Source organism: Citrobacter freundii complex sp. CFNIH9 (assembly GCF_002903305.1).
GTDB lineage: Bacteria > Pseudomonadota > Gammaproteobacteria > Enterobacterales > Enterobacteriaceae > Citrobacter > Citrobacter portucalensis.
In genome coordinates, this window is record NZ_CP026238.1 from 4190186 (window position 1) to 4212573 (window position 22388).

The following is a 22388-nucleotide window of genomic DNA, read 5'->3' on the forward strand; positions in this document are numbered from 1 at the left end:
GGGCCCGATTCTCTGTTCTTCCGTCCTGCGACAGAAGAAGAAATCTCTCAATTATTACCGCTCTTTCGCCGGATGCGGCATAACGCCTTATCCGGCCTACAGTTACATTACGAATACTTTTTGGTGCGCCGCGTTGGCGCGGTATTCGCCGGATCGTCCGGCCAGACATGTTTGGGATAACGCCCTTTCATCTCTTTTTGCACCTCGCGGTACGATCCCTGCCAGAACGCGCTCAGATCGCTCGTCACCTGTAGCGGTCTTTGGGCCGGAGACAGCAGCTCCAGCACCAGCGGCACGCGCCCCTGGGCAATGGTTGGAGTCTTTGCTTCACCAAACATTTCCTGCATCCGAACTGCCAATACTGGAGGATTATCCTCATGATAGCGAATGGCAATCCGGCTTCCCGTCGGCACAGTGTAATGCGCAGGCAGCTCACTATCCAGACGTTGCAACATTGACCAGTCCAGTAAACCGCGCAACGCCTGTCCCACATTGAGTGCTTTTAATGCGCGTAACGAGTGCACACCGCCCATGTGCGGCAGCAGCCAGGTCTCCAGCGACGCCAGCAGAGAATCCTCATCTACCGCGGGCCAGTCATACTCTGGCAACCAGTTTGCCGCACATTGCAGACGCAGTCGAAACTGCTCGGCTTCCGGCGTCCAGTTGAGCACACTTAGCCCTTTATCGCGAATGCCATTCAACATCGCCTGATGCAACTCCTCTTCCGAGGGTTTGGCCAATGGCTGTACTTTTACCGTGAGCTGACCAATGCGCGACCGACGCAATGCCTTTAACGTTCCCTGGGTTTCATCCCATTCGATGGTGTCGGACTGTTGCAGCAGCTCAGGACATGCCTGCATCAGCGACTCGATATCCAGCGGCAGAGCCAGCAAGATACGCGCGTCTGGCGAAGCGCTGCCCTGCAACAAAAGTGGCGCTATCAACCATTCATGGCGTCCTGAGGCATCATCGGCATCCAGCATGGCGCCCATGCCATTCGCCAGCTGATAGCGCCCTTCCTGCCCGCGTCGACGCGCGATCCGATCGGCAAACGCCCGCGCCAGCAATGAGGGGAGCAGCGTGCTGTCGGGCTGCCCGCTGCTAACGTTAAGCCGTTTCAGCAACTGTTGACTGCGCTGCTGCCAGGCGGGCTGATTTCGTGAAAACGCCACGGTCAGATCGGTACTTCCACCGCGCGACGGCTCTTCCAGAATCGCGGCCAGTTTTGCCGCCGTAGCCGCTTCGGTATTATTTTTGGCACAGACCAGCATCGCCGCTAAACGAGGATCGTTACCCAATGCCGCCATTTTCTGCCCGCGGGCACTGAGCCTGTCGCCCTCAAGCGCGCCCAGCATCTGCAACAGCCGTTTTGCCGCCTGCAGGTTGATGGCGGGCGGCGTATCCAGCCAGTTCAGTTGTTCAGGTTCGGTACATCCCCATTGCAGCAACTCCATCAGTAGCCCGGACAGATCGCTCTGCAATATCTCCGCTTCCCCCTGCGCTGCCGCTCTTTCTGCCTGCTCTTTGGCAAGCAGATGCAGGCAAATACCGGGCTCCAGACGACCCGCACGTCCCGCGCGCTGAGTCATCGAGGCCTGGCTGATGCGCTGGGTAATCAGTCGCGTCAGACCGGTACGCACGTCATAGCGCGCCACGCGTTCCTGGGCGCAGTCCACCACCAGTCGGATGCCTTCGATCGTCAAGCTGGTTTCAGCAATATTGGTGGCCAGCACCACTTTGCGTTTGCCTTGCGGCGCGGGCACAATCGCCTGACGCTGCTCGGAAAGCGTTAACGCGCCGTACAGTGGACACAGCACAACATCGCTGCCTACACGCGTAGCCAGTTGCTCCTGTACACGCAGGATTTCGCCCACACCCGGTAAAAATAGCAGCAGTGACCCGCTTTCATGGCGCAATAGCTCCGCCGTCGCAATCGCCACCGCTTCATCAAAACGCAAATGCGCCGCCAACGGCTGATACCGCCGCTCAACGGGAAATGCGCGGCCTTCAGAAACGATCGTCGGCGCATCGGGCAACATCTGCTGCAAACGCCCGTTATCCAGAGTGGCGGACATAATCAACAGTTTCAGATCGTCCCGCAGCCCTTGCTGCACATCCAGCAATAGCGCCAGCGCCAGATCAGCCTGTAAACTCCGTTCGTGAAATTCGTCGAGGATCACCAGCCCGACGCCTGTCAGTTCAGGATCGCGTTGGATCATCCGCGTCAGGACGCCCTCTGTTACCACTTCCAGCCGGGTCTGCGGCCCTACGCAACTTTGCGCGCGCATGCGATAGCCCACGGTTTCACCAGGCTTTTCGTTCAGCAATTCCGCTAATCGTTGCGCCACATTGCGCGCTGCCAGGCGGCGCGGCTCCAGCAAAATAATCCGCCCCGTGATACCGCGATGCTCAAGAAGTCGCAACGGCAGCCAGGTCGATTTCCCGGCACCGGTCGGCGCCGTCAGCAGAACCTGCGGCGAGGCATCAAGGGCGGTAAGCAGTTCAGGCACTACAGCGGCAACGGGCAACGACGTCACAAATGGCTCCAGAGGGTTAACATTCTTCGCGCTGCATTGTAGCATCGCGTTAATTCATAACCGAGTATCCATCATGTCTGAGCCAAAAAGGCTGTTCTTTGCGATTGAATTGCCAGCCGGGGTTCGGGAGCAGCTAATCCACTGGCGGGCCGCGCAGTTCCCCCCTGAAGCGGGTCGCCCCGTCGCGGCTGATAATCTGCATCTGACGCTGGCCTTTTTAGGCGACGTCAGCGCTGAGAAGCAACAGGCGCTGTCGCAGCTCGCGGGGCGTATTCGCCAGCCAGGTTTCACGCTCAAATTCGATGATGCCGGGCAATGGCTGCGCTCCAGGGTCGTGTGGCTGGGTATGCGTCAGCCGCCGCGCGGGTTGCTGCAACTGGCGAATATGCTACGGGCGCAGGCAGCGCGTAGCGGGTGCTATCAAAGCCCGCAGCCGTTTCACCCGCATATCACGCTGCTGCGCGATGCCGGTCACGCGGTGCCAATCCCTCCACCGGGCTTTGGCTGGTCATTTCCGGTTACGGAGTTCGCACTTTACTCCTCCTCATTTTCACGAGGACGCACGCGTTATACGCCGCTGCAACACTGGACGCTGACTGAATAATTAAAGGGACTGCTTATGCAATTTTCTCCACCTTTACAACCTGCAACGCTCATTCAGCGCTATAAGCGCTTTTTAGCGGATGTGATCACACCCGATGGCACAGCGTTAACGCTACACTGCCCAAATACCGGTGCAATGACCGGATGCGCAATGCCAGGTGACACCGTTTGGTATTCGACATCAGAAAATACTAAACGCAAATATCCACATACCTGGGAATTAACGCAAACCCAATCCGGTGAATTTATTTGTGTTAACACGCTGTGGGCCAACAGATTAACGAAAGAGGCGATTCAACAGGCGTTAATTTCGGAAGTTTCAGGCTACAGTACTTTGAAAAGTGAAGTAAAATACGGCGCCGAAGGGAGCCGCATCGACTTTTTGTTACAGGCAGATTCCCGACCTGACTGCTATATTGAAGTGAAATCAGTCACGTTGGCGGAAAAAGAGCAGGGTTATTTTCCCGATGCCATCACTGAACGAGGTCAGAAGCATCTTCGGGAATTGATGAGCGTAGCGGCTGAAGGCAAGCGGGCAGTGATATTTTTCGCCGTGCTACATTCAGCCATTACACGGTTTTCACCCGCGCGCCATATCGATGCAAAATATGCGCAATTATTAGTTGAAGCACAGCTTAAGGGGGTTGAAATTCTGGTTTATAAAGCGGAACTTTCTGCCCACGGTATGACTCTTAAAGAGCCGTTGCCCATTACCTTGTAATGGTGTAAATATCTGGTCAATTAGTATTCTGGGCGCGTGGGCAAATACGCTTTTCCTCACAGGGTTGTCAAGTGTTACGTTTAGATAATTGCTATCCGGAAAAGCATCTGCTATTTATAGCGACCTGATTTTTCCCCCGAACATGGGGATCGATAGTGCGTGTTAAGGAGAAGCAACATGCAAGAAGGGCAAAACCGTAAAACATCGTCCCTGAGTATTCTCGCCATCGCTGGGGTGGAGCCGTACCAGGAGAAACCGGGCGAAGAGTATATGAACGAAGCCCAGCTGTCGCACTTCAGGCGTATTCTTGAGGCATGGCGCAATCAACTTAGGGATGAAGTCGATCGCACCGTAACTCATATGCAAGACGAAGCGGCTAACTTCCCTGATCCGGTGGACCGCGCCGCACAGGAAGAAGAATTCAGCCTTGAGCTGCGTAACCGTGACCGTGAGCGCAAACTGATCAAAAAGATCGAGAAGACGCTGAAGAAAGTAGAAGACGAAGATTTCGGCTACTGCGAATCATGCGGCGTAGAAATTGGTATTCGCCGTCTGGAAGCGCGTCCGACAGCCGATCTGTGCATCGACTGTAAAACGCTGGCAGAAATCCGCGAAAAACAAATGGCAGGTTAATTCCGGTCATTTTTACCACGTTTACTACAGGCGGGAGCTTCTCCCGCCTTATTATTTGTTAGTCCGCAAAATGAGCGATTCACACTATATAGGCCGCTTCGCCCCTTCCCCTTCTGGCGAACTGCATTTCGGTTCACTAATTGCCGCCCTCGGGAGTTACCTGCAGGCCCGCGCACAGCGCGGAATCTGGCGAGTGCGCATTGAAGATATTGACCCCCCTCGTGAAGTTCCCGGTGCTGCAGATACGATTCTGCGTCAGCTGGAACATTACGGACTGCACTGGGATGGCGATATTTTATGGCAATCCCAACGTCATGACGCCTACCGCGAGGCGCTCGCCTGGTTACATCAACAGGATCTGAGCTATTACTGCACCTGTACGCGGGCGCGTATTCAAAGCGTCGGCGGTATTTATGACGGCCACTGCCGTGAGTTACGCCTCGGACCAGAGCAGGCGGCAGTCCGCATAAAGCAACGTCACCCGGTGATGCAGTTTACTGACCAACTGCGCGGTGAAATTCAGGCAGATCCACAGCTTGCAGGCGAAGATTTTATCATTCACCGTCGCGACGGGCTCTTTGCCTATAACCTCGCCGTGGTGGTTGATGACCACTTTCAGGGCGTAACAGAGATTGTACGCGGTGCCGATCTTATCGAACCCACGGTGCGGCAAATCTCTTTGTATCAGCAGTTTGGCTGGCAAGCACCTGACTATATTCATCTTCCGCTGGCGCTCAACGAACAAGGCGCTAAACTTTCAAAACAAAATCATGCACCTGCGCTGCCGCAAGGCGATCCGCGTCCGGTGATTATTGCCGCGCTGCGCTTTCTCGGCCAGCGTGCCGATATCCCGTGGCAGGATATGCAGGTTGATCAGATCCTGGAGTTTGCCGTTGAGAATTGGCGTCTGACAACGGTGCCTGAATCGGCGATCTTAAATCCGGCATTCTCAAATGCATCATGCTGAGCTATGATTAGCCGCTATTTTTACACAGCAACACTTGTTCTGATTGAAGTTTGACACTACCGAGGTGCACTATTTTTACCCGAGTCGCTAATTTTTGCCGCAAGGTGCTAAGCCGCGAGGAGCGCGAGGCTGAGCTCGCCGTCGCCCGTCCACATATGACGGTAATTCCGCGTGAGCAGCACTCTATCTCCCGCAAAGATATCAGTGAAAATGCCCTGAAGGTAATGTACAGGCTCAATAAGGCCGGATACGAGGCATGGCTGGTTGGCGGTGGTGTACGCGATCTTTTGCTGGGCAAAAAGCCGAAAGATTTTGATGTCACCACTAACGCAACGCCGGATCAGGTACGCAAACTGTTTCGTAACTGTCGCCTGGTCGGTCGCCGTTTCCGTCTGGCCCATGTCATGTTCGGCCCTGAAATTATCGAAGTTGCGACGTTCCGCGGCCATCATGAAGGCAGCGAATCCGATCGCACAACATCGCAGCGCGGGCAAAACGGTATGCTGCTGCGTGACAACATCTTCGGCTCCATCGAAGAAGATGCACAGCGTCGCGATTTCACGATTAACAGCCTGTATTACAGCGTGGCCGATTTCACCGTACGTGATTACGTTGGGGGAATGCAGGATCTCGAAGAGGGCATCATTCGCCTGATCGGTAATCCGGAAACGCGCTATCGCGAAGATCCCGTGCGTATGCTGCGCGCCGTACGCTTTGCCGCCAAGCTCGACATGCGTATCAGCCCGGAAACCGCAGAGCCGATCCCACGTCTGGCAACCTTGCTTAACGATATTCCTCCTGCACGCCTGTTTGAAGAAGCGCTCAAGCTGTTACAGGCGGGCTATGGGTACGAAACCTATAAAAAACTGCGTGAGTACAGCCTGTTCCAACCGCTGTTCCCAACCATTACGCGCTACTTCACCGAAGACGGTGACAGCCCAATGGAACGCATCATTGCCCAGGTACTGAAGAATACCGATAACCGCATTCACAATGATATGCGCGTTAACCCGGCGTTCTTGTTTGCTGCCATGTTCTGGTATCCGTTACTGGAAGCCGCACAGAAAATTGCGCAAGAAAGCGGTCTGGCCTATTACGACGCTTTCGCGTTGGCAATGAACGACGTGCTGGACGAAGCCTGCCGCTCGCTGGCGATCCCGAAACGTCTGACCTCACTGACCCGCGATATCTGGCAGTTGCAGTTACGTATGTCGCGTCGCCAGGGTAAACGCGCCTGGAAGCTGATGGAGCATCCAAAGTTCCGCGCAGCTTACGACCTGTTAGCGCTGCGTGCAGAAGTCGAACACAACGCGGAATTGCAGCGACTGGCGAAATGGTGGGGTGAATTCCAGGTTTCTGCGCCGCCAGAACAAAAAGGCATGCTGAACGAGCTGGATGAAGAGCCAGACACACGTCGTCGCCATCGTCGCCCGCGTAAACGCGCGCCACGCCGTGAAGGCTCCGCATGACCTATCACGTATACCCAACAAATTTCGAGTCGCATCAAGGTGGTGACACAGATGCAGCTTGAAAAACGACGGGTATATATCGCCCTCGGCAGTAATTTAGCCTCCCCTCTGGAGCAGGTTAATGCTGCCGTGAAAGCGATCGGTGAAATCCCTGACAGCCGAATCGTGGCTGTCTCCTCATTTTACCGTACGCCACCATTAGGCCCACAGGATCAACCCGATTACCTGAACGCCGCCGTCGCACTGGAAACCACCCTTGCGCCGGAAGAATTACTCAATCACACCCAACGCATTGAGTTACAGCAGGGCCGGGTACGCAAAGCCGAACGCTGGGGACCACGAACGCTGGACCTCGACATTATGCTGTTTGGCGATGAAGTGATTAACACCGAACGTCTGACCGTACCGCACTACGACATGAAAAACCGTGGTTTTATGCTGTGGCCGCTCGCTGAAATCGCGCCGGATCTTATCTTTCCAGACGATAAACAACCACTTGCGTTTTTCATCCAGCAAACCACTCCTCGTCCGGCGCAATGGTAACCGCGTTATATAATAAAATTAATTATGAAAAGCCTCACTCAAATTAATTAAACTACATTTTCCTTTCAGTAAATCTAATTAAAACATACTGCTCAGACATCATCCATGCAAAACAATTATTATTAAAGACCAGTAGTTGTTTGTTCCTTGCGCTTTATCACACAAACCTATATCCCATAAAAATATATTTCAAAAAACAAAGAAAGCCCTCCTACAATAATTTTGAAATAAAATGATTTTATAAAACTCATAGACCCAAGTTATTTTACAAAACATTACTAACCGCTAGAATATGCCCCTGCTATTTAATATAGCAAAGTAGTAATTATCTAATATTTCAAATCCTGTAAGGATACAGTAATGAAAAAAGCAATTTTGGCAGCAGCTATGGTTATGGCAATGGGCTCAACTTCAGCAATGGCAGCGGATGCAGAAGGCGGTCAGCTTAATTTTCACGGTTTAGTCAGTGCTACAACCTGTTCTAAAGTCGTTTCCACCAGCCGTGGTGATGAATCCACTGATGGCAACATCTATCTGGAAACCGCAACCCCGGCGGATATCACCACTGAAGTCGCTGATGCTACTTACGGCGCAAAAGCAGAACCTTTCTCCATCGTTCTGAACTGTAAAGATGCATCCGAAGTGACCACCGGAACTAAGGCCAGTCTGTCAATGGTCTCTTCTTTTGGTAACACCAAAGGCACGCTGGATAATGACACCAACCTGACTGCCGCCGGTATGGCTGCTGCGAAAAACGTAAACATCGCGATTCACGATGCAGACACCAAAACGCTGATGAAAGTTGACGGTGCAGATGTTCACGAAGCCACCTTCGATGCCAGCAAAATCGCTACCTACCACTTTGTAGCTTCCTATGTGAAAGCGGTACTGAGTGATGACGTAACCCCAGGTCACGTTACCACTAACGCAATGTATACCTTTACTTATCAGTAAGCATTAACGCTTTACTGATGAAATAAGTATACAAAAAAGCGCGTTAATAGCATTAACCGGAATTATTACACCGTTTGTCATTAACACAGCTTGTAATAACGAGGTGAGAATTACGATTACTATCGCACCTCGTTTCTTAAATTAAGAACACCAAATCATCCACTGGCAAGGAATGCTCATGTTGAATTTTAAGAAAACGCTTACCACATTGGTACTAGCAGGAAGCTTATTGAGTAATACCAGTCATGCCGATATTATCATTTCCGGCACGCGCATCATTTATGATGAAAATAAAAAAGATGTCAGTATCCGCCTGGAAAATAAAGGTACCCGACCGCTGCTGGTGCAAAACTGGATTGATCTCGGGAATGATAATGCCGATCCTGGCAGTATTAAGGCCCCATTCGTCTCCACTCCTCCCGTTTCACGTATAGAACCAAAGCACGGTCAATCCGTGAAAGTTATGTTTACCCAAACCACAGCATTGCCAAAAGACCGTGAAAGCGTGTTCTGGTTTAACGTGCTGGAAGTACCGCCAAAAGCAGACGCCAACAAAGAAGAAAACAAAAGTTTGCTGCAGTTAGCTTTCCGCACTCGTATCAAACTGTTTTACCGCCCTGCCGGTTTACAGGGTTCGCCTGCAGAAGCCACCAAACAGTTGAAGTGGCAGATGGGGAATGAACAAGGCCATACGACGCTAAAGGTTAATAACCCAACACCTTACTACGTTTCATTTAATGATGCTGTCGTTACGGTTGGCGGGAAGCGCTATACCGTTGATGCCACCATGGTTGCGCCTTTGAGCAATGCCTCTTTTAACGTCAAAGGTCTACAAAATACCGTATCAGGCAAACTGGACTACCACGCCATTAACGATTATGGCGGCATGATCGAAGGCTCTGTTTCACTGTAATCGATTAATCAAAACGCAGGATGCAAAAGACGGTGCAAAACTTTCCTTATACCGAATCGATGCCGAAAAAAACGCTACTGGCGATGTGCTGTGCACTGCTTTACAGCCAGCCCGGTTTTGCCGCAGAAAGCGTCGAGTACGACAGCTCATTTTTAATGGGAAGTAGCGCGGCTAGTATCGATATCAGTAAATATTCCGACGGCAACCCTACGCCAGCGGGAACCTACAGTGTGAAAGTTTTCGTCAACGAGAAATCAGTAGCAAGCCTGACCCTACCCTTTGTTGATGTCGGTAAAAATAGCGCACAAGCCTGCCTGACATCGAAGAATCTGGCACAGCTGCACATAAAGCAGCCTGAGATCGGCAACGAACACGCTATTCTGAAAAAAGGCGATGAAGATGGGGATGACTGCTTAAACCTACCTGCACTTATCGAGCAGTCAAACGTAAGCTTTGATATGGGTGAGCAGCGCCTGGATATCTCCGTTCCTCAGGCGTGGCTCATTAAAGGTTATTCTGGCTATGTCGAACCCTCCTTGTGGGAAAGCGGCATCCCGGCAGCCCTGTTTTCCTATACCCTTAACGGCTACCACAGCACCAACCACGATACTGACAGCGATAGCTTGTATGCTGCATTTAATACGGGCATCAATCTCGGTGCATGGCGTCTTCGTGCCAGTGGTAACTACAACTGGGCGAAGGACGGCGGCAGCAATTTCGAATACCAGAACCGTTATCTGCAGCGCGACCTCCCGGCACTACGCTCACAGCTGATTGTCGGCGAAGCCTATACCACTGGCGAAACCTTTGACTCGGTGAACATCCGCGGGGCACGTCTGTATAGCGACACGCGTATGCTGCCTTCACAGTTGGCTAACTATGCGCCTATTATCCGCGGCGTCGCCAACACTAACGCCAAAGTGACCGTGACTCAGGGCAGTTATAAGATTTATGAAGCGACCGTTCCGCCGGGACCTTTCGAGATCAACGATATCAGCCCTTCCGGCTACGGTAGCGACCTGATCGTCACCATCGAAGAAGCTGATGGCAGTAAACGTACTTTCTCCCAGCCGTTTTCTTCGGTCATGCAGATGCAGCGCCCGGGCGTCGGACGCTGGGACGTGAGCGTCGGGGAAGTCAATAACGACGAACTTCATGACAAACCAAACCTGGCGCAGGGCTCATACTACTACGGTCTGAACAACTTTCTGACGGCCTACACCGGTATTCAGGCAACGGACAACGACTATTTCGCTGGACTCCTCGGTCTGGGTCTGAATACACCCTTTGGCGCACTGGCGGTTGACGTTACCCATTCACGCGCAGATATCCCTGACGACGATACCTATCAAGGCCAAAGCTATCGCTTGACCTGGAACAAACTGATTGAGGCGACCGATACGTCGTTCAACGTCGCGGCCTATCGCTACTCGACGCGAGACTACCTGGGCCTGAATGACGCGCTAGAGCTAATCGACGATGCCAAATTCAAAGGTACTGACGCTGAACGCAATACCATGAATAACTTCTCGCGTATGAAGAATCAGGTCACCGTCAGCATGAACCAACCTTTGCAGTCCGCTGAGGTTGATTACGGTTCATTTTATCTGTCAGCCACCTGGACCGACTACTGGGCAAGCAACGAGAGTCGCAGCGATTACAGCCTGGGTTATGGCAAAGGATTTTCCTAGGGCAGCATGAGTATCAACCTGCAGCGCACCTGGGATGAAGAAGGCGATAAGGATGATTCGCTTTATATCAACTTCAATATTCCGCTGGAGAACCTGCTGGGTGGTGAACGTCGCCGCTCAGGATTCAGCAACTTGAGCACCCAGATGCGTACCGATTTTAACGGTGGGCACCAGCTCAGCATGAACAGTAGCGGCAGCAGCGAAGACAATAAGCTGAACTACAGCGTGAATACAGGCTATACCATGCAAAAAGAGGGGAAAAACATCTCCGATATTGGTGGATATACCAGCTATCAGTCCCCATGGGGAGATCTTTCAGCATCCGCCTCGGCGAATAACGACAGTAACCGTCAGTATTCGCTCTCCACTGACGGCGGTTTTGTGTTGCACAGCGGTGGTTTAACGTTTACCAACGACAACTTTGGCAACAGCGATGCCATTGTGCTGGTGAAAGCGCCTGGCGCTAAAGGCGCTCGGATTAACGGAGGAAGCAGCACAATTGATCGTTGGGGTTATGGCGCAACGAACTCATTGACGGCCTACCGGGAAAACCAGGTCAATCTCGACATCGACACGATGGATAACGACGTCGAGCTGAAGAGCACCAGTACCACACTGGTACCACGCGATGGTGCGGTCGTTTTCGCCAGTTTCGAAACCGATGAAGGACGTTCAGCCATTCTCAACATGACGCGCAGCGATCACCAGACGATCCCATTCGGCGCCGAAGTTTATGAGAACAATGTACAGATCGGCAATATGGGCCAGGGCGGCCAGGCTTTTGTCCGCGGTATTAGCGATAACGGCGAACTTACGGTGCGCTGGTTTGAAAATAACCAGCCCGCAACCTGTACGGCAACCTTCCAGTTGCCAGCAACGCAACAAACGGTCGGCACCAGCCAGACCCTACTGTTAGACAACATTACGTGTCGTGTCATTAACCACAATACAAATGGAATCCCCAATGAAAAGGAATAAGCGCTTTTTAGCTGCCTCCGTACTCGCGGTACTCTTTCCGCTGGCCAGTCAGGCGGAAACACTTAACGTCGACTTCACCGCCACCGTGTTGGCCACTACCTGCAGCATGACCATTGCCGCCCTGGATGGCTCATCGGTTTCTGGCGATGCCACCAACGGCTATAAGCTAACTGTGGGCGATGTTGGTCTGGATAAGATCATTAAGAAATCAGCGGAATCGCAGAAGAACTTTAAGTTCGTCGCCAGCGATTGTGCCGGTTCATTGACCAGTATCACCACAGCACTGGCAACCTCGACCTCCGCCAGCGGTAACTTCATTAAAAATGAATCCGCTGATTCAGGCGCCGCCACCAATATCGGTATGGGCTTTAAACGTAAAAGCGTCAGTGATGAAACCTATATGACGCCAGGTTCTGGTTCCTTCACCTGGACCACTGAAGAACGTACTAACAATGCCGTCGAAATGACAGTGGCACTGCGCGAACTGACGGATGGCGCAGGTACCACCGGCGCATTCAGCTCTAAAGCGACCTTCACCTTCACTTATCAATAACAGGGACGATGATAATGAAAAAACAACTTTTGCGCGGGTTAATGATTGGCGCACTGGCAACGATGGGGGCGGGCGTTTCCACCATGGCGCAGGCTGACGGTACTGCACAGTTGGACTTAACCGTAGAGGCAAATATCACCGCCGGTACCTGTGCGGCATCAGTGCTTGACGGTGAGACCGCCACCGCTACGATTGGTCTTGGCGACGTGTATGTCTCGGAAGTTTTCGCAAAAAGCAAATCGAAATCCTTTAACCTACGCTTTAGCGACTGCGCAGGGTTAAAAGATAAAACGGCAAAACTGCGAATTGCTTCGTCAAACACCTTGTGCACCGGTTCAAATTCCAAGAACCCTGAGTTTGCCAACAACTCAACGTCAGCAACCAAAGCAGGTAAAACCGGTATGGAGATATGGTCAACAGCAACACCTGCTGGCACAGATAGCATCCAGTTCAACTGTGGCGACCCTACATCAAGCGAGCAAACTATCGACCTCTCAACCGCGACCTCTACCACCCCTGTCGATTATCCGTTAAGTGCGCGTCTGGTGCCGGTATCCAGCCCAGTAACAACCCTTTCTCAGATAACTGCGGGTGATTTTCTGAGCAATACTGTTTTCACCATTACTTACCAGTAACGGTAATCACCATGATGCGTTTGCGTAGATTCACACTCTCCGCGTTAATTCCGGGGCTGGCAACAGCCCTGGTTGTCGCGCCGCTGTATGCCGACACCAACGTGGATTTCACCGCCACCGTGCAGAAGGATACCTGCCAGTTAGAGATTAACGGCAGTGGAACGGTAAATTTCGCAACCGTAGGTCCCGCCTATTTTGCCGACGGCATTACTGCGGAAACTGATTATGAAGGCGGTCAAGAGTTTTCAATTAAACTTCTGAATTGTCCAATCAGTGACGGAGCCATCACTAATGTTACCTTTAACTTTACCCCCCAAAGCGGCCAGTTTGCGAAGGGCAATCAGCAGGTATTTGCGAATGATCTAACTCAGACCTCGGGCGGTGTGGCAAATGTAGGAGTAGTGATTTTCACCACAGATTCACCACGTCAAAATGTGTTGAATACTGACGGCTCGTCAAGGGCGATATTTTCCGCTACAGATTATAGCGATACAACCTGGACCTTTTATTCACGGATGCAGAAAATCCTGAGTACCGAAACGGTTACCCTCGGCGAATTAAGTAGCCATGTACTTGTCAATGTCACCTACCAATAAAATTCGGAACGACCATTAATAGGGAAATTAGCCATGAAAAAAAACATACTCCTTTTAATATCATCTCTATTTTTATGGTTAGGAGCCAGCAACGCTTATGCCTGGTCTGTCTATATTGGGCAAGCGACCTCATATCAAGGAGGTATAGAATATGGAGATGTACAAGACTACTCAGCTCCATTCTCATGGAACCTGCTCCCTTCAGTTGCCGCCCATACAGAATCAGGCTTACGCGAACTTGCCGTTTCTGGTGCGACAGAATTTGATCCCAAGCATGGGCTTAATTGTAACTATAACCACGATGTTCATAGTGTAAACCTTTATCATGGTTTTCAAAGTGCGGGTATTAAAAATGATAGCGGCAATCCATTATGGAAAACAAATACTACGGGTTTGTATCTTGGTATGGAAATTACCAAGATTAACTTTGGCACCGCCTATTACCCAGGGAGTTCATTTTGGGTTGACTGGAACGGCGGTGGTACGGATTATAAGTCCTTTGATCTGAATTTCCTCAGCACTTCTTATGCAGGTTTCTCCACTTACTGTGATTCAATCGCATGGAAGAAAGGTTATTTTGAAATGGGGGGAATTGTTCTGTGGATTAAATTCCATCTTTATGCTGATGATACATTTAAGCCAACCACATCAGCAGTTAACGTTACCTTTCCAACAAGTACCGGTTACAACTTCCGATTTAAGCTTTCAGACACCAGTATCGGTGGTGGCAACCACTACCTTGATTACGTCATCAGTCCAGGTTCAATAACGATTCACTACCCAACATGTACCGCCACTGCCGTTACAGGTGAAGGTGTTTCAGGATCTACCGTGCCTTTTGGTAGTCGCAACGCAGAAGAACTGAAAGGCGACGGTGTGACAAAAGACTTTTCAATAAAATTAAGTAACTGTACCTACATTAAAAATGTCGAAGTGAAGTTAGGATCAACAATAACAGGCAGCAGTGACAACGCATTATTGGGTAATACTTTAACATCTGGTGCCGCCAGCGGTATTGGCGTGACGGTTGCCGGCGAGAAGAACCCAGCAAGCATCAGCGACTGGATGACGATCATGCCAAACAACTCCAGCTCCGTTTATAAGTTTACGAATATGGAAGACTATACTTATAGCAATATCGGTAACCCCGATCAGATTCTGAATTTCAGAGCAACGCTGAAACAAGACGGTAGCAACACCATCAAACCCGGCGAGTTCAAAGCGACGGGCAGCTTCACTATCGACTATCCCTAAGCGCGTTAATCCGGCGGCTTTCGCTGCCGGGAATACACACAAAGGGCTAACGCTTTTCTGCTTCATTCCCCTACAATGCGGCCATTATATTCATCAATATTATGGCCGGAGAGGTTATGAGCAAACCCACCACTATCGCTGTGTTGCAGAAATGCAAACAAGAGAAAAAGCGCTTCGCGACTATCACCGCCTACGACTACAGCTTCGCTAAGCTGTTTGCCGATGAAGGCATCAACGTGATGCTGGTCGGTGATTCGCTGGGCATGACGGTACAGGGGCACGACTCCACCCTGCCCGTCACCGTTGAAGACATTGCTTACCACACCCGAGCCGTGCGTCGCGGTGCACCGAATTGTCTGCTACTCTCCGACCTACCGTTTATGGCTTATGCCACTCCGGAGCAGGCGTTTGAAAACGCTGCGGTGGTCATGCGCGCGGGCGCTAATATGGTCAAAATCGAAGGCGGCGCCTGGCTTACGGATACGGTGAAAATGCTCACCGAACGCGCGGTGCCGGTTTGCGGTCATCTGGGATTAACGCCCCAGTCGGTGAATATCTTCGGCGGCTATAAAATTCAGGGCCGCGGCGACGCCGGGCAGGTACTGCTGGATGATGCGCTGGCCTTAGAAGCCGCTGGCGCTCAGTTGCTGGTGCTGGAGTGCGTGCCGGTTGAACTGGCGAAGCGCGTCACTGAAGCGCTGTCGATTCCGGTGATTGGTATCGGCGCCGGCAACGTCACCGACGGGCAAATCCTTGTCATGCATGATGCCTTTGGCATTACCGGTGGCCATATCCCGAAATTTGCGAAGAATTTCCTCAATGAAGCAGGCGACATGCGCGCCGCAGTGCGGCAGTATATGGCTGAAGTGGAGTCCGGCGTTTATCCGGGCGAAGAGCACAGCTTCCACTAATTTTCTGACCGTGCCGGATGACGACGCTACGCGTCTTATCCGGCCTACGGTACCTCAGGCAACTCAAGGAGTCTTGTCGTGTTAATCATTGAAACCTTGCCGCTGCTACGCCAGCATATTCGTCGTCTGCGTCAGGAAGGCAAACGCGTCGCACTGGTTCCCACCATGGGTAACCTGCACGACGGCCATATGAAACTGGTCGATGAAGCAAAAGCGCGGGCTGATGTGGTGTTCGTCAGCATTTTCGTTAACCCGATGCAGTTTGACCGACCGGACGATCTGGTGCGCTATCCGCGTACCCTGCAGGAAGATTGCGAAAAGCTGAACAAGCGTAAAGTCGATTATGTCTTTGCTCCGGCCGTTGAAGAGATCTACCCGCAGGGTCTGGAAGGTCAGACTTTCGTTGATGTTCCCGGCCTCTCTACCATGCTGGAAGGCGCCAGCCGTCCAGGCCACTTCCGTGGTGTTTCCACTATCGTCAGCAAGTTGTTTAACCTGATCCAACCCGATATCGCCTGCTTTGGTGAAAAAGATTTCCAACAGCTGGCGCTGATCCGCAAAATGGTAGCGGACATGGGTTATGACATTGAGATCGTTGGCGTACCGATTATTCGCGCCAAAGACGGTCTGGCCCTCAGCTCACGTAACGGTTATCTAACGGCGGAACAGCGTAAAATTGCGCCAGGCCTGCACAACGTGATGAACGGTATCGCTGAAAAGCTGATTGCGGGTAATCGTGAGCTGCAAGAAATTATTACCATTGCCGAACAAGAACTGAATGAAAAAGGCTTCCGCGCCGACGATATTCAGATTCGTGATGCCGACACGCTGCTGGAGTTGACTGAAACCAGTAAACGCGCGGTGATTCTGGCCGCAGCATGGCTGGGTCAGGCTCGTCTGATCGATAATCAAAGCGTTACATTAGCCCAGTAGACAGGGGTTAAAAATCGGGCAATACTGCCTGAAGATTTCTCAAAGCAGGCCAGTCGCGCCTGCTTAGCCAAGGTAAACGACAGGGTATAGAAGTTATGATTCGCACCATGCTGCAAGGCAAGCTCCACCGCGTAAAAGTCACGCAGGCGGACCTGCATTACGAAGGCTCCTGCGCCATCGACCAGGATTTCCTCGATGCCTCAGGTATTCTGGAAAACGAAGCTATTGATATCTGGAACGTGACCAATGGTAAACGTTTCTCAACCTATGCCATTGCGGCTGAACGCGGCTCCAGAATCATCTCGGTGAACGGTGCAGCGGCGCACTGTGCTGAAGTTGGCGACATTGTGATTATCGCCAGCTTCGTCACCATGTCTGACGAAGAAGCCCGTACATGGCGTCCGAAAGTGGCCTATTTCGAAGGCGACAACGAAATGAAACGTACTGCAAAAGCCATTCCGGTACAGGTCGCCTGACAGCCCTTACCCCTGCGGCTGATTGACTATCAGCCGCGACATTGTTTCCAGCGAATCCGTCCGCAGGATATACAGCCGCTTTAGCAACATCGGGTTATCGCCAGGCTTCACCTTCCCTTTCACCGTCGTCACCGCCAAATGAAAACCAGCGTCATGCGCCGCTTTCACCGCCGTCGCGTTATAGCCGCCAAACGGGTAGGAAAGATAGAGCACATGCGGATTAAACTGCCCGAGCGCCCGACGGGAGTGTTCAAAATCAAACAGAATATTGTGATAGTTACGGCTGAGTAAAATTGGTCGTCGCTGGCCATCCACCCGATGCAAGAAATGGGTGTGCGACTGGAAGTCGAAAACATCTTTAATCCCTTCCAGCTCGGAAATACTCATAAACTGCAGCGATTTCGGATCCCACTTTTGCGGGTGACGCTTGATACGTGAGCTAATGATAAACGCCGTCGCCTTAAAGCCATACTGCTTGAGGACGGGATGCGCATAGCGGCTAACGGACTTCAGGCCATCATCGAACGTAATAACGACCGAACGCGCCGGAAGGTTTGCGCGATTATTGAGGTAGTCTTCTAACTGATACATCGTCAGCGTGGTATAGCCCATATCTCGCAGCCAGGTCATCTGATTACTGAACGCGCGCACTGATGTGGTGGTGGAGGTATGACGAAAACGCGTGTTCTCTTCATCGCGCAGAATATGATGGTAAGTCAGAATCGGGATACCGTTATCCTGCTGAGCATCCAGCGCGCTGATATAGGCCAGCCGCTCGCCGATGCGAATCTGATACCAGGTCTGATTCAGTCTGTCTTTCAGCCGACTGAGCACCGGGTAACGTAGATTCTCAGCCAGCGTACCAAACGGCGCACTGCCTACGTCCGGCGCGTTATAGACCGGGGTATCTTTCCAGGTAATCAGGTTCTGGTTACTCAACGGTTTATTTAAGTCACCCAGGCCGTCTTCCACACGCTGATGCCCCTGCACAGGTTCCAGGTGCCCTTTGTCGATGTAGCCTTTGCCAAAGCCGAAGTTGAAGGTGTAGTAATCCTTTGCATCCGGTTCAACGGCAATAATCTGTCCCGCGCGTAAATTACCGACAGTCTCCGTCTTATTGCCAATATGCGCCCAGATCACCGCATCTTCCGTGGTTTGCATATAGTGAGCGGGCAAGGCCGCACCTACGCCACCAGAAAACAGGAGCAACAGAACAAACAGAACGCGCATAACCATATGATTTAACCGAGGCGAGAAACCTCGGTTATTGTAGCAAAAGCATCATCAATACCAATGATTAATACTCATACAAATCATGCTTCAACACGAAGGGGGGATTTTTTTGTTGTTGATGCCAGAGGCTGGAGACTTCGGGGCCGCCAAGCGCGACGATGCAATCGCGAAACGCAGAGCTGCTCAGCGATTCCCGTGACGAAATCATTCGCTCAAGCAATGGATAGCTGATACCTGAAATCACTTCGCACTGGGGATGTTTATGACTCATTAACGAAGCCACACGGTAAGGCGCAGCCCCGGCCATATCCGTCAGGAATACTACCCCTTCACCAGAGTCTGTAGCATGCAGGGCATGGCACATCATGCGGCTTAACATATTCGAGCTGAGCCCACGCCAGAAACTTACCGCCTGACATTGCTCCAACGGACCGTACTTTTTCTCCAGACGATGCAGCATATCCTGTGCCTTATCGTCATGACAGGTAATTACCCAACCTAACATTGCCTACCTCCTTAGCAGGCAAGTAGTTTATCAGGGTGATAAATCGGTAATGGTGATAAGCATCAAAAGTCTTCCTCTCCCGAGTCAGGAGAGGAAGAAAGAATTAGCTACGCAGGCCGCGTCCGCGCTGAATCAGGTACCAGCACAGCAAGTAAAACGCCGCAATGAACACCACCAGCACGCCAAACGTGGTGACCAGCGGAACATCATGAATACCCAGGAAGCCGTATCGGAAGCCGCTAATCATGTAGACAATTGGGTTCAGATGCGACAGTCCCTGCCAGAACGGCGGCAGCAGCGTTAACGAATAGAACACGCCACCCAGATAGGTCAGCGGTGTCAGCACGAAGGTGGGGATCAGGCTGATATCGTCAAAGGTTTTTGCAAAGACTGCGTTCAGCAAACCGGCCAGCGAGAATAGTACCGCCGTTAACACCAGCGTGAGCGCCACAAAGACCCAGGAATGCACCTGGAACGGCACGAAGAACAGTGAAATAGCCGTCACCAGAATGCCTACGCACAGGCCACGCGCCACGCCGCCGCCGACAAAACCGGCGATAATCACGTGCGTCGGCACCGGGGCGACCAGCAGCTCTTCGATATTGCGCTGAAACTTGGCGCTAAAGAACGACGAGGCCACGTTGGCGTACGAGTTGGTGATCACTGCCATCATAATCAGCCCCGGCACAATAAACTGCATGTAGCTAAAGCCATGCATTTCGCCGATACGCGAGCCGATCAGGTTACCAAAGATAATAAAATAGAGCGTCATGGTGATGACGGGAGGCACCAAAGTCTGGATCCAGATACGCATAAAGCGGTGGATCTCTTTCGCCCAGATGCTTTTCAGCGCAACCCAGTAAAGCTGCATCATGCGCGATCTCCTTGTTTTTCATGCACCAGAGAAACAAACAGTTCTTCCAGTCGGTTCGCTTTGTTACGCATACTCAATACCTGAATGCCCTGCGCGCTCAGCTGAGAGAAGACGCTATTGACCCCTTGTTCACGCAGAACCTCCACTTCCAGCGTGGAAGTGTCGACCAGTCGGTACTGATAACCTTCCAGTTTCGGCAGCGGACTTTTTGGTGCCAGATCGAGGATAAAGGTCTCGGATTTCAGCTTGGAGAGCAGACTCTTCATCGAGGTGTTTTCCACCAGCTCGCCGTGCTGAATAATGCCGATATTACGACACAGCATTTCCGCTTCTTCGAGATAGTGAGTGGTCAGAATAATGGTGGTGCCTTTGTCGTTTAAATCCTTTAAAAAGCCCCACATTGAACGACGCAGCTCAATGTCGACGCCCGCCGTTGGTTCATCCAGAATGAGTAATTTCGGCTCGTGCATCAGCGCACGGGCAATCATCAGACGACGTTTCATCCCACCAGACAGCATGCGCGCGCGCTCGTTACGTTTTTCCCATAAATCGAGCTGCTTTAAATATAGTTCGCTGCGTTTGACCGCTTCTTTATGCTCAACACCGTAGTAACCCGCCTGGTTGACCACGATCTGCTGCACGGTTTCAAACGGGTTAAAGTTAAACTCCTGCGGTACCAGGCCAAGCTGGCGTTTAGCGTTAACCGTATCTTTTTCAAGATCGTATCCGAAGACACTCACCCGCCCGGAGGTTTTATTCACCAGCGAGCTGATTATTCCAATGGTGGTGGATTTTCCTGCGCCATTCGGTCCCAAAAGCGCATAAAAATCACCCGCTTCGACTTGCAAATCTATCCCGCGTAACGCCTGAACGCCACCGGGGTAAGTTTTTTTAAGTTGTTGAAGTTCCAGAGCAATGGTCATGTTTTTATACTTACCTTACGTTCTGACATTTTATATATAGTTTAAATAATGATGGAGTTACCCTATATTAGCCCATCGAATTTATCTGGCTTCGGGTCGTGCTACTCCATGAAAGACATAGATACACTCATCAGCAACAATGCACTATGGTCAAAGATGCTGATAGAAGAAGATCCCGGATTTTTTGAAACGCTGACGCATGCCCAGAATCCGCGTTTTCTATGGATTGGATGTTCCGATAGCCGCGTTCCCGCTGAACGATTGACCGGTCTTGAACCGGGCGAATTATTTGTTCACCGCAATGTTGCCAATCTGGTTATTCACACCGACCTGAACTGTCTCTCAGTGGTTCAGTATGCGGTGGATGTGCTGGAAGTGGAACATATTATTATATGCGGCCACTATGGATGCGGCGGCGTCCAGGCGGCGATTGAAAATAAAGAACAGGGGCTGATTGATAACTGGTTACTGCACATCCGCGATATCTGGTTCAAACACAGCTCACTGCTGGGCGAAATGCCGCAGGAACGTCGTATGGACACCCTGTGCGAACTGAATGTCATGGAACAGGTCTATAACCTGGGCCACTCAACCATTATGCGTTCAGCCTGGAAGCGCGGTCAGAAAGTGACCATTCACGGCTGGGCTTACGGTATTCATGATGGCCTGCTGCGCGATCTCGACGTCACCGCCACCAGCCGCGAAACGCTGGAACAGCGCTATCGCCAGGGGTTGTCTAACCTAAGTCAGAAATACAGCAACCATAAATAATGTGACATTGCCGGGAGGCGGCGACGCCTTACCCGGCCTACAAACCTGCGCCATCAGGCGCTCCAGCCAATTACTCGTCCAGCAGCACTACTTTGCCAACATACGGCAGATGGCGATAACGCTGGGCATAGTCAATGCCGTAACCGACCACAAACTCATCAGGAATTGAGAAGCCGATAAACTCGACCGGAACATTCACTTCACGACGAGAAGGTTTGTCCAGCAGCGTACAAATAGCCAGGGATTTCGGCTCACGCAGGCTCAGAATTTCACGCACTTTGGACAGCGTATTGCCGGAATCGATGATGTCTTCGACAATCAGCACGTCCTTGCCACGAATGTCTTCATCCAGGTCTTTCAGGATTTTAACATCACGCGTGGTAGACATTCCGCTACCGTAGCTGGATGCCGTCATGAAATCGACTTCGTGAGAGACATGCACTTCACGGCACAGATCCGCCATAAACATAAATGAGCCACGTAACAGACCAACCAGCACCATATCGCTGCCGCTGTCCTTGTAACGTTCATTAATCTGGCGCCCCAGTTCAGCAATACGCGCTTTGATCTCCGCTTCCGGGATCATCACTTCAACAGTATGTTTCATAAACCCTATAACTCACTGATTTTTATCAGTTGACACATCATGCAGATCGAAAGAAAGCGCTTACGTTGATACACCGACTGACAGACGGCGACCCGCTCTAACCACAAA

Annotated in this window: 22 protein-coding genes and 1 pseudogene; 17 read left to right on the forward strand and 6 right to left on the reverse strand. The window is 51.5% G+C overall.

Annotation, left to right across the window (positions count from 1 at the left end; translation table 11 throughout):
* Positions 1-107: 107 nt before the first annotated feature.
* The gene (gene hrpB / locus C2U43_RS21280; RefSeq protein ID WP_182315528.1) at positions 108-2537 is read right to left on the reverse strand and encodes an ATP-dependent helicase HrpB; all 2430 of its coding nucleotides are present in this window, start codon (positions 2535-2537) and stop codon (positions 108-110) included.
* A 73-nt stretch (positions 2538-2610) separates the two neighbouring features.
* Here hrpB and thpR point away from each other — a divergent pair, with 73 nt between their 5' ends.
* From thpR to panD, 16 genes and pseudogenes are all read left to right on the forward strand, one after another.
* On the forward strand, positions 2611-3141 hold the full coding sequence (gene thpR / locus C2U43_RS21285) for an RNA 2',3'-cyclic phosphodiesterase (protein ID WP_103285751.1): 531 nt from the start codon (positions 2611-2613) through the stop codon (positions 3139-3141).
* A 15-nt stretch (positions 3142-3156) separates the two neighbouring features.
* Positions 3157-3861, forward strand: a complete 705-nt coding sequence (gene sfsA / locus C2U43_RS21290) for a DNA/RNA nuclease SfsA (RefSeq protein WP_008786246.1) — start codon at positions 3157-3159, stop codon at positions 3859-3861.
* A 177-nt stretch (positions 3862-4038) separates the two neighbouring features.
* Positions 4039-4494, forward strand: coding sequence for an RNA polymerase-binding protein DksA (gene dksA / locus C2U43_RS21295; protein ID WP_003829221.1), 456 nt, complete (start codon positions 4039-4041; stop codon positions 4492-4494).
* A gap of 70 nt (positions 4495-4564) precedes the next feature.
* Complete coding sequence (gene gluQRS, locus C2U43_RS21300) at positions 4565-5461, forward strand: tRNA glutamyl-Q(34) synthetase GluQRS (RefSeq protein WP_103285752.1); 897 nt, start codon at positions 4565-4567, stop codon at positions 5459-5461.
* A 71-nt stretch (positions 5462-5532) separates the two neighbouring features.
* Positions 5533-6930 (forward strand): polynucleotide adenylyltransferase PcnB, encoded by a 1398-nt coding sequence (gene pcnB, locus C2U43_RS21305; RefSeq protein WP_204354956.1) that lies wholly within the window; start codon positions 5533-5535, stop codon positions 6928-6930.
* A gap of 51 nt (positions 6931-6981) precedes the next feature.
* Entirely contained in the window at positions 6982-7473 is a 492-nt protein-coding gene (gene folK / locus C2U43_RS21310) for a 2-amino-4-hydroxy-6-hydroxymethyldihydropteridine diphosphokinase (protein WP_008786242.1), read from the forward strand.
* 360 nt (positions 7474-7833) lie between these two features.
* A complete protein-coding gene (locus C2U43_RS21315) occupies positions 7834-8427 on the forward strand; it encodes a fimbrial protein (RefSeq protein WP_071446612.1) in 594 nt (197 codons plus the stop codon).
* Between the two features lie 178 nt (positions 8428-8605).
* Positions 8606-9340, forward strand: coding sequence for a fimbrial chaperone (locus C2U43_RS21320; protein WP_008786240.1), 735 nt, complete (start codon positions 8606-8608; stop codon positions 9338-9340).
* Positions 9341-9399: 59 nt separating this feature from the next.
* Positions 9400-12009 (forward strand): annotated as a pseudogene (locus C2U43_RS21325) (outer membrane usher protein).
* Positions 11996-12562 (forward strand): fimbrial protein, encoded by a 567-nt coding sequence (locus C2U43_RS21330; RefSeq protein WP_103285753.1) that lies wholly within the window; start codon positions 11996-11998, stop codon positions 12560-12562. Before C2U43_RS21325 ends, C2U43_RS21330 begins: the two are co-directional and overlap by 14 nt.
* Positions 12563-12576: 14 nt before the next feature.
* Positions 12577-13197 (forward strand): fimbrial protein, encoded by a 621-nt coding sequence (locus C2U43_RS21335; RefSeq protein WP_103285754.1) that lies wholly within the window; start codon positions 12577-12579, stop codon positions 13195-13197.
* Between the two features lie 11 nt (positions 13198-13208).
* Positions 13209-13793: a fimbrial-like protein gene (locus tag C2U43_RS21340; RefSeq protein ID WP_103285755.1), complete on the forward strand. Its 585-nt coding sequence runs from the start codon at positions 13209-13211 to the stop codon at positions 13791-13793.
* A 33-nt stretch (positions 13794-13826) separates the two neighbouring features.
* Positions 13827-15047, forward strand: a complete 1221-nt coding sequence (locus C2U43_RS21345; RefSeq protein WP_103285756.1) for a fimbrial protein — start codon at positions 13827-13829, stop codon at positions 15045-15047.
* 116 nt (positions 15048-15163) lie between these two features.
* Positions 15164-15958, forward strand: a complete 795-nt coding sequence (gene panB / locus C2U43_RS21350) for a 3-methyl-2-oxobutanoate hydroxymethyltransferase (protein WP_008786234.1) — start codon at positions 15164-15166, stop codon at positions 15956-15958.
* 78 nt (positions 15959-16036) lie between these two features.
* Positions 16037-16891 carry a pantoate--beta-alanine ligase gene (panC, locus tag C2U43_RS21355; protein WP_008786233.1) on the forward strand — a complete coding sequence of 285 codons (855 nt, stop codon included), beginning with the start codon at positions 16037-16039 and terminating at the stop codon, positions 16889-16891.
* Positions 16892-16986: 95 nt separating this feature from the next.
* Entirely contained in the window at positions 16987-17367 is a 381-nt protein-coding gene (panD, locus tag C2U43_RS21365; protein WP_000621526.1) for an aspartate 1-decarboxylase, read from the forward strand.
* Between the two features lie 6 nt (positions 17368-17373).
* On the opposite strand, the gene C2U43_RS21370 is transcribed toward panD, so the two are convergent.
* The 4 genes from C2U43_RS21370 to C2U43_RS21385 form a co-directional block, all read right to left on the reverse strand.
* Positions 17374-18603, reverse strand: coding sequence for a polysaccharide deacetylase family protein (locus C2U43_RS21370; protein WP_103285757.1), 1230 nt, complete (start codon positions 18601-18603; stop codon positions 17374-17376).
* Positions 18604-18664: 61 nt separating this feature from the next.
* The gene (locus C2U43_RS21375) at positions 18665-19105 is read right to left on the reverse strand and encodes a PTS sugar transporter subunit IIA (RefSeq protein ID WP_032942385.1); all 441 of its coding nucleotides are present in this window, start codon (positions 19103-19105) and stop codon (positions 18665-18667) included.
* A gap of 103 nt (positions 19106-19208) precedes the next feature.
* Positions 19209-19979 (reverse strand): ABC transporter permease, encoded by a 771-nt coding sequence (locus C2U43_RS21380; RefSeq protein ID WP_008786229.1) that lies wholly within the window; start codon positions 19977-19979, stop codon positions 19209-19211.
* Positions 19976-20902, reverse strand: coding sequence for an ABC transporter ATP-binding protein (locus C2U43_RS21385; protein WP_003829469.1), 927 nt, complete (start codon positions 20900-20902; stop codon positions 19976-19978). The genes C2U43_RS21380 and C2U43_RS21385 overlap by 4 nt, the downstream gene beginning before the upstream one ends.
* 108 nt (positions 20903-21010) lie before the next feature.
* Between C2U43_RS21385 and can the strand changes: the two genes are divergently transcribed.
* Positions 21011-21673 (forward strand): carbonate dehydratase, encoded by a 663-nt coding sequence (gene can, locus C2U43_RS21390; protein ID WP_103285758.1) that lies wholly within the window; start codon positions 21011-21013, stop codon positions 21671-21673.
* A gap of 70 nt (positions 21674-21743) precedes the next feature.
* Here can and hpt read toward each other — a convergent pair whose 3' ends face one another.
* Complete coding sequence (hpt, locus tag C2U43_RS21395) at positions 21744-22280, reverse strand: hypoxanthine phosphoribosyltransferase (RefSeq protein ID WP_003018658.1); 537 nt, start codon at positions 22278-22280, stop codon at positions 21744-21746.
* Positions 22281-22388: the final 108 nt, after the last annotated feature.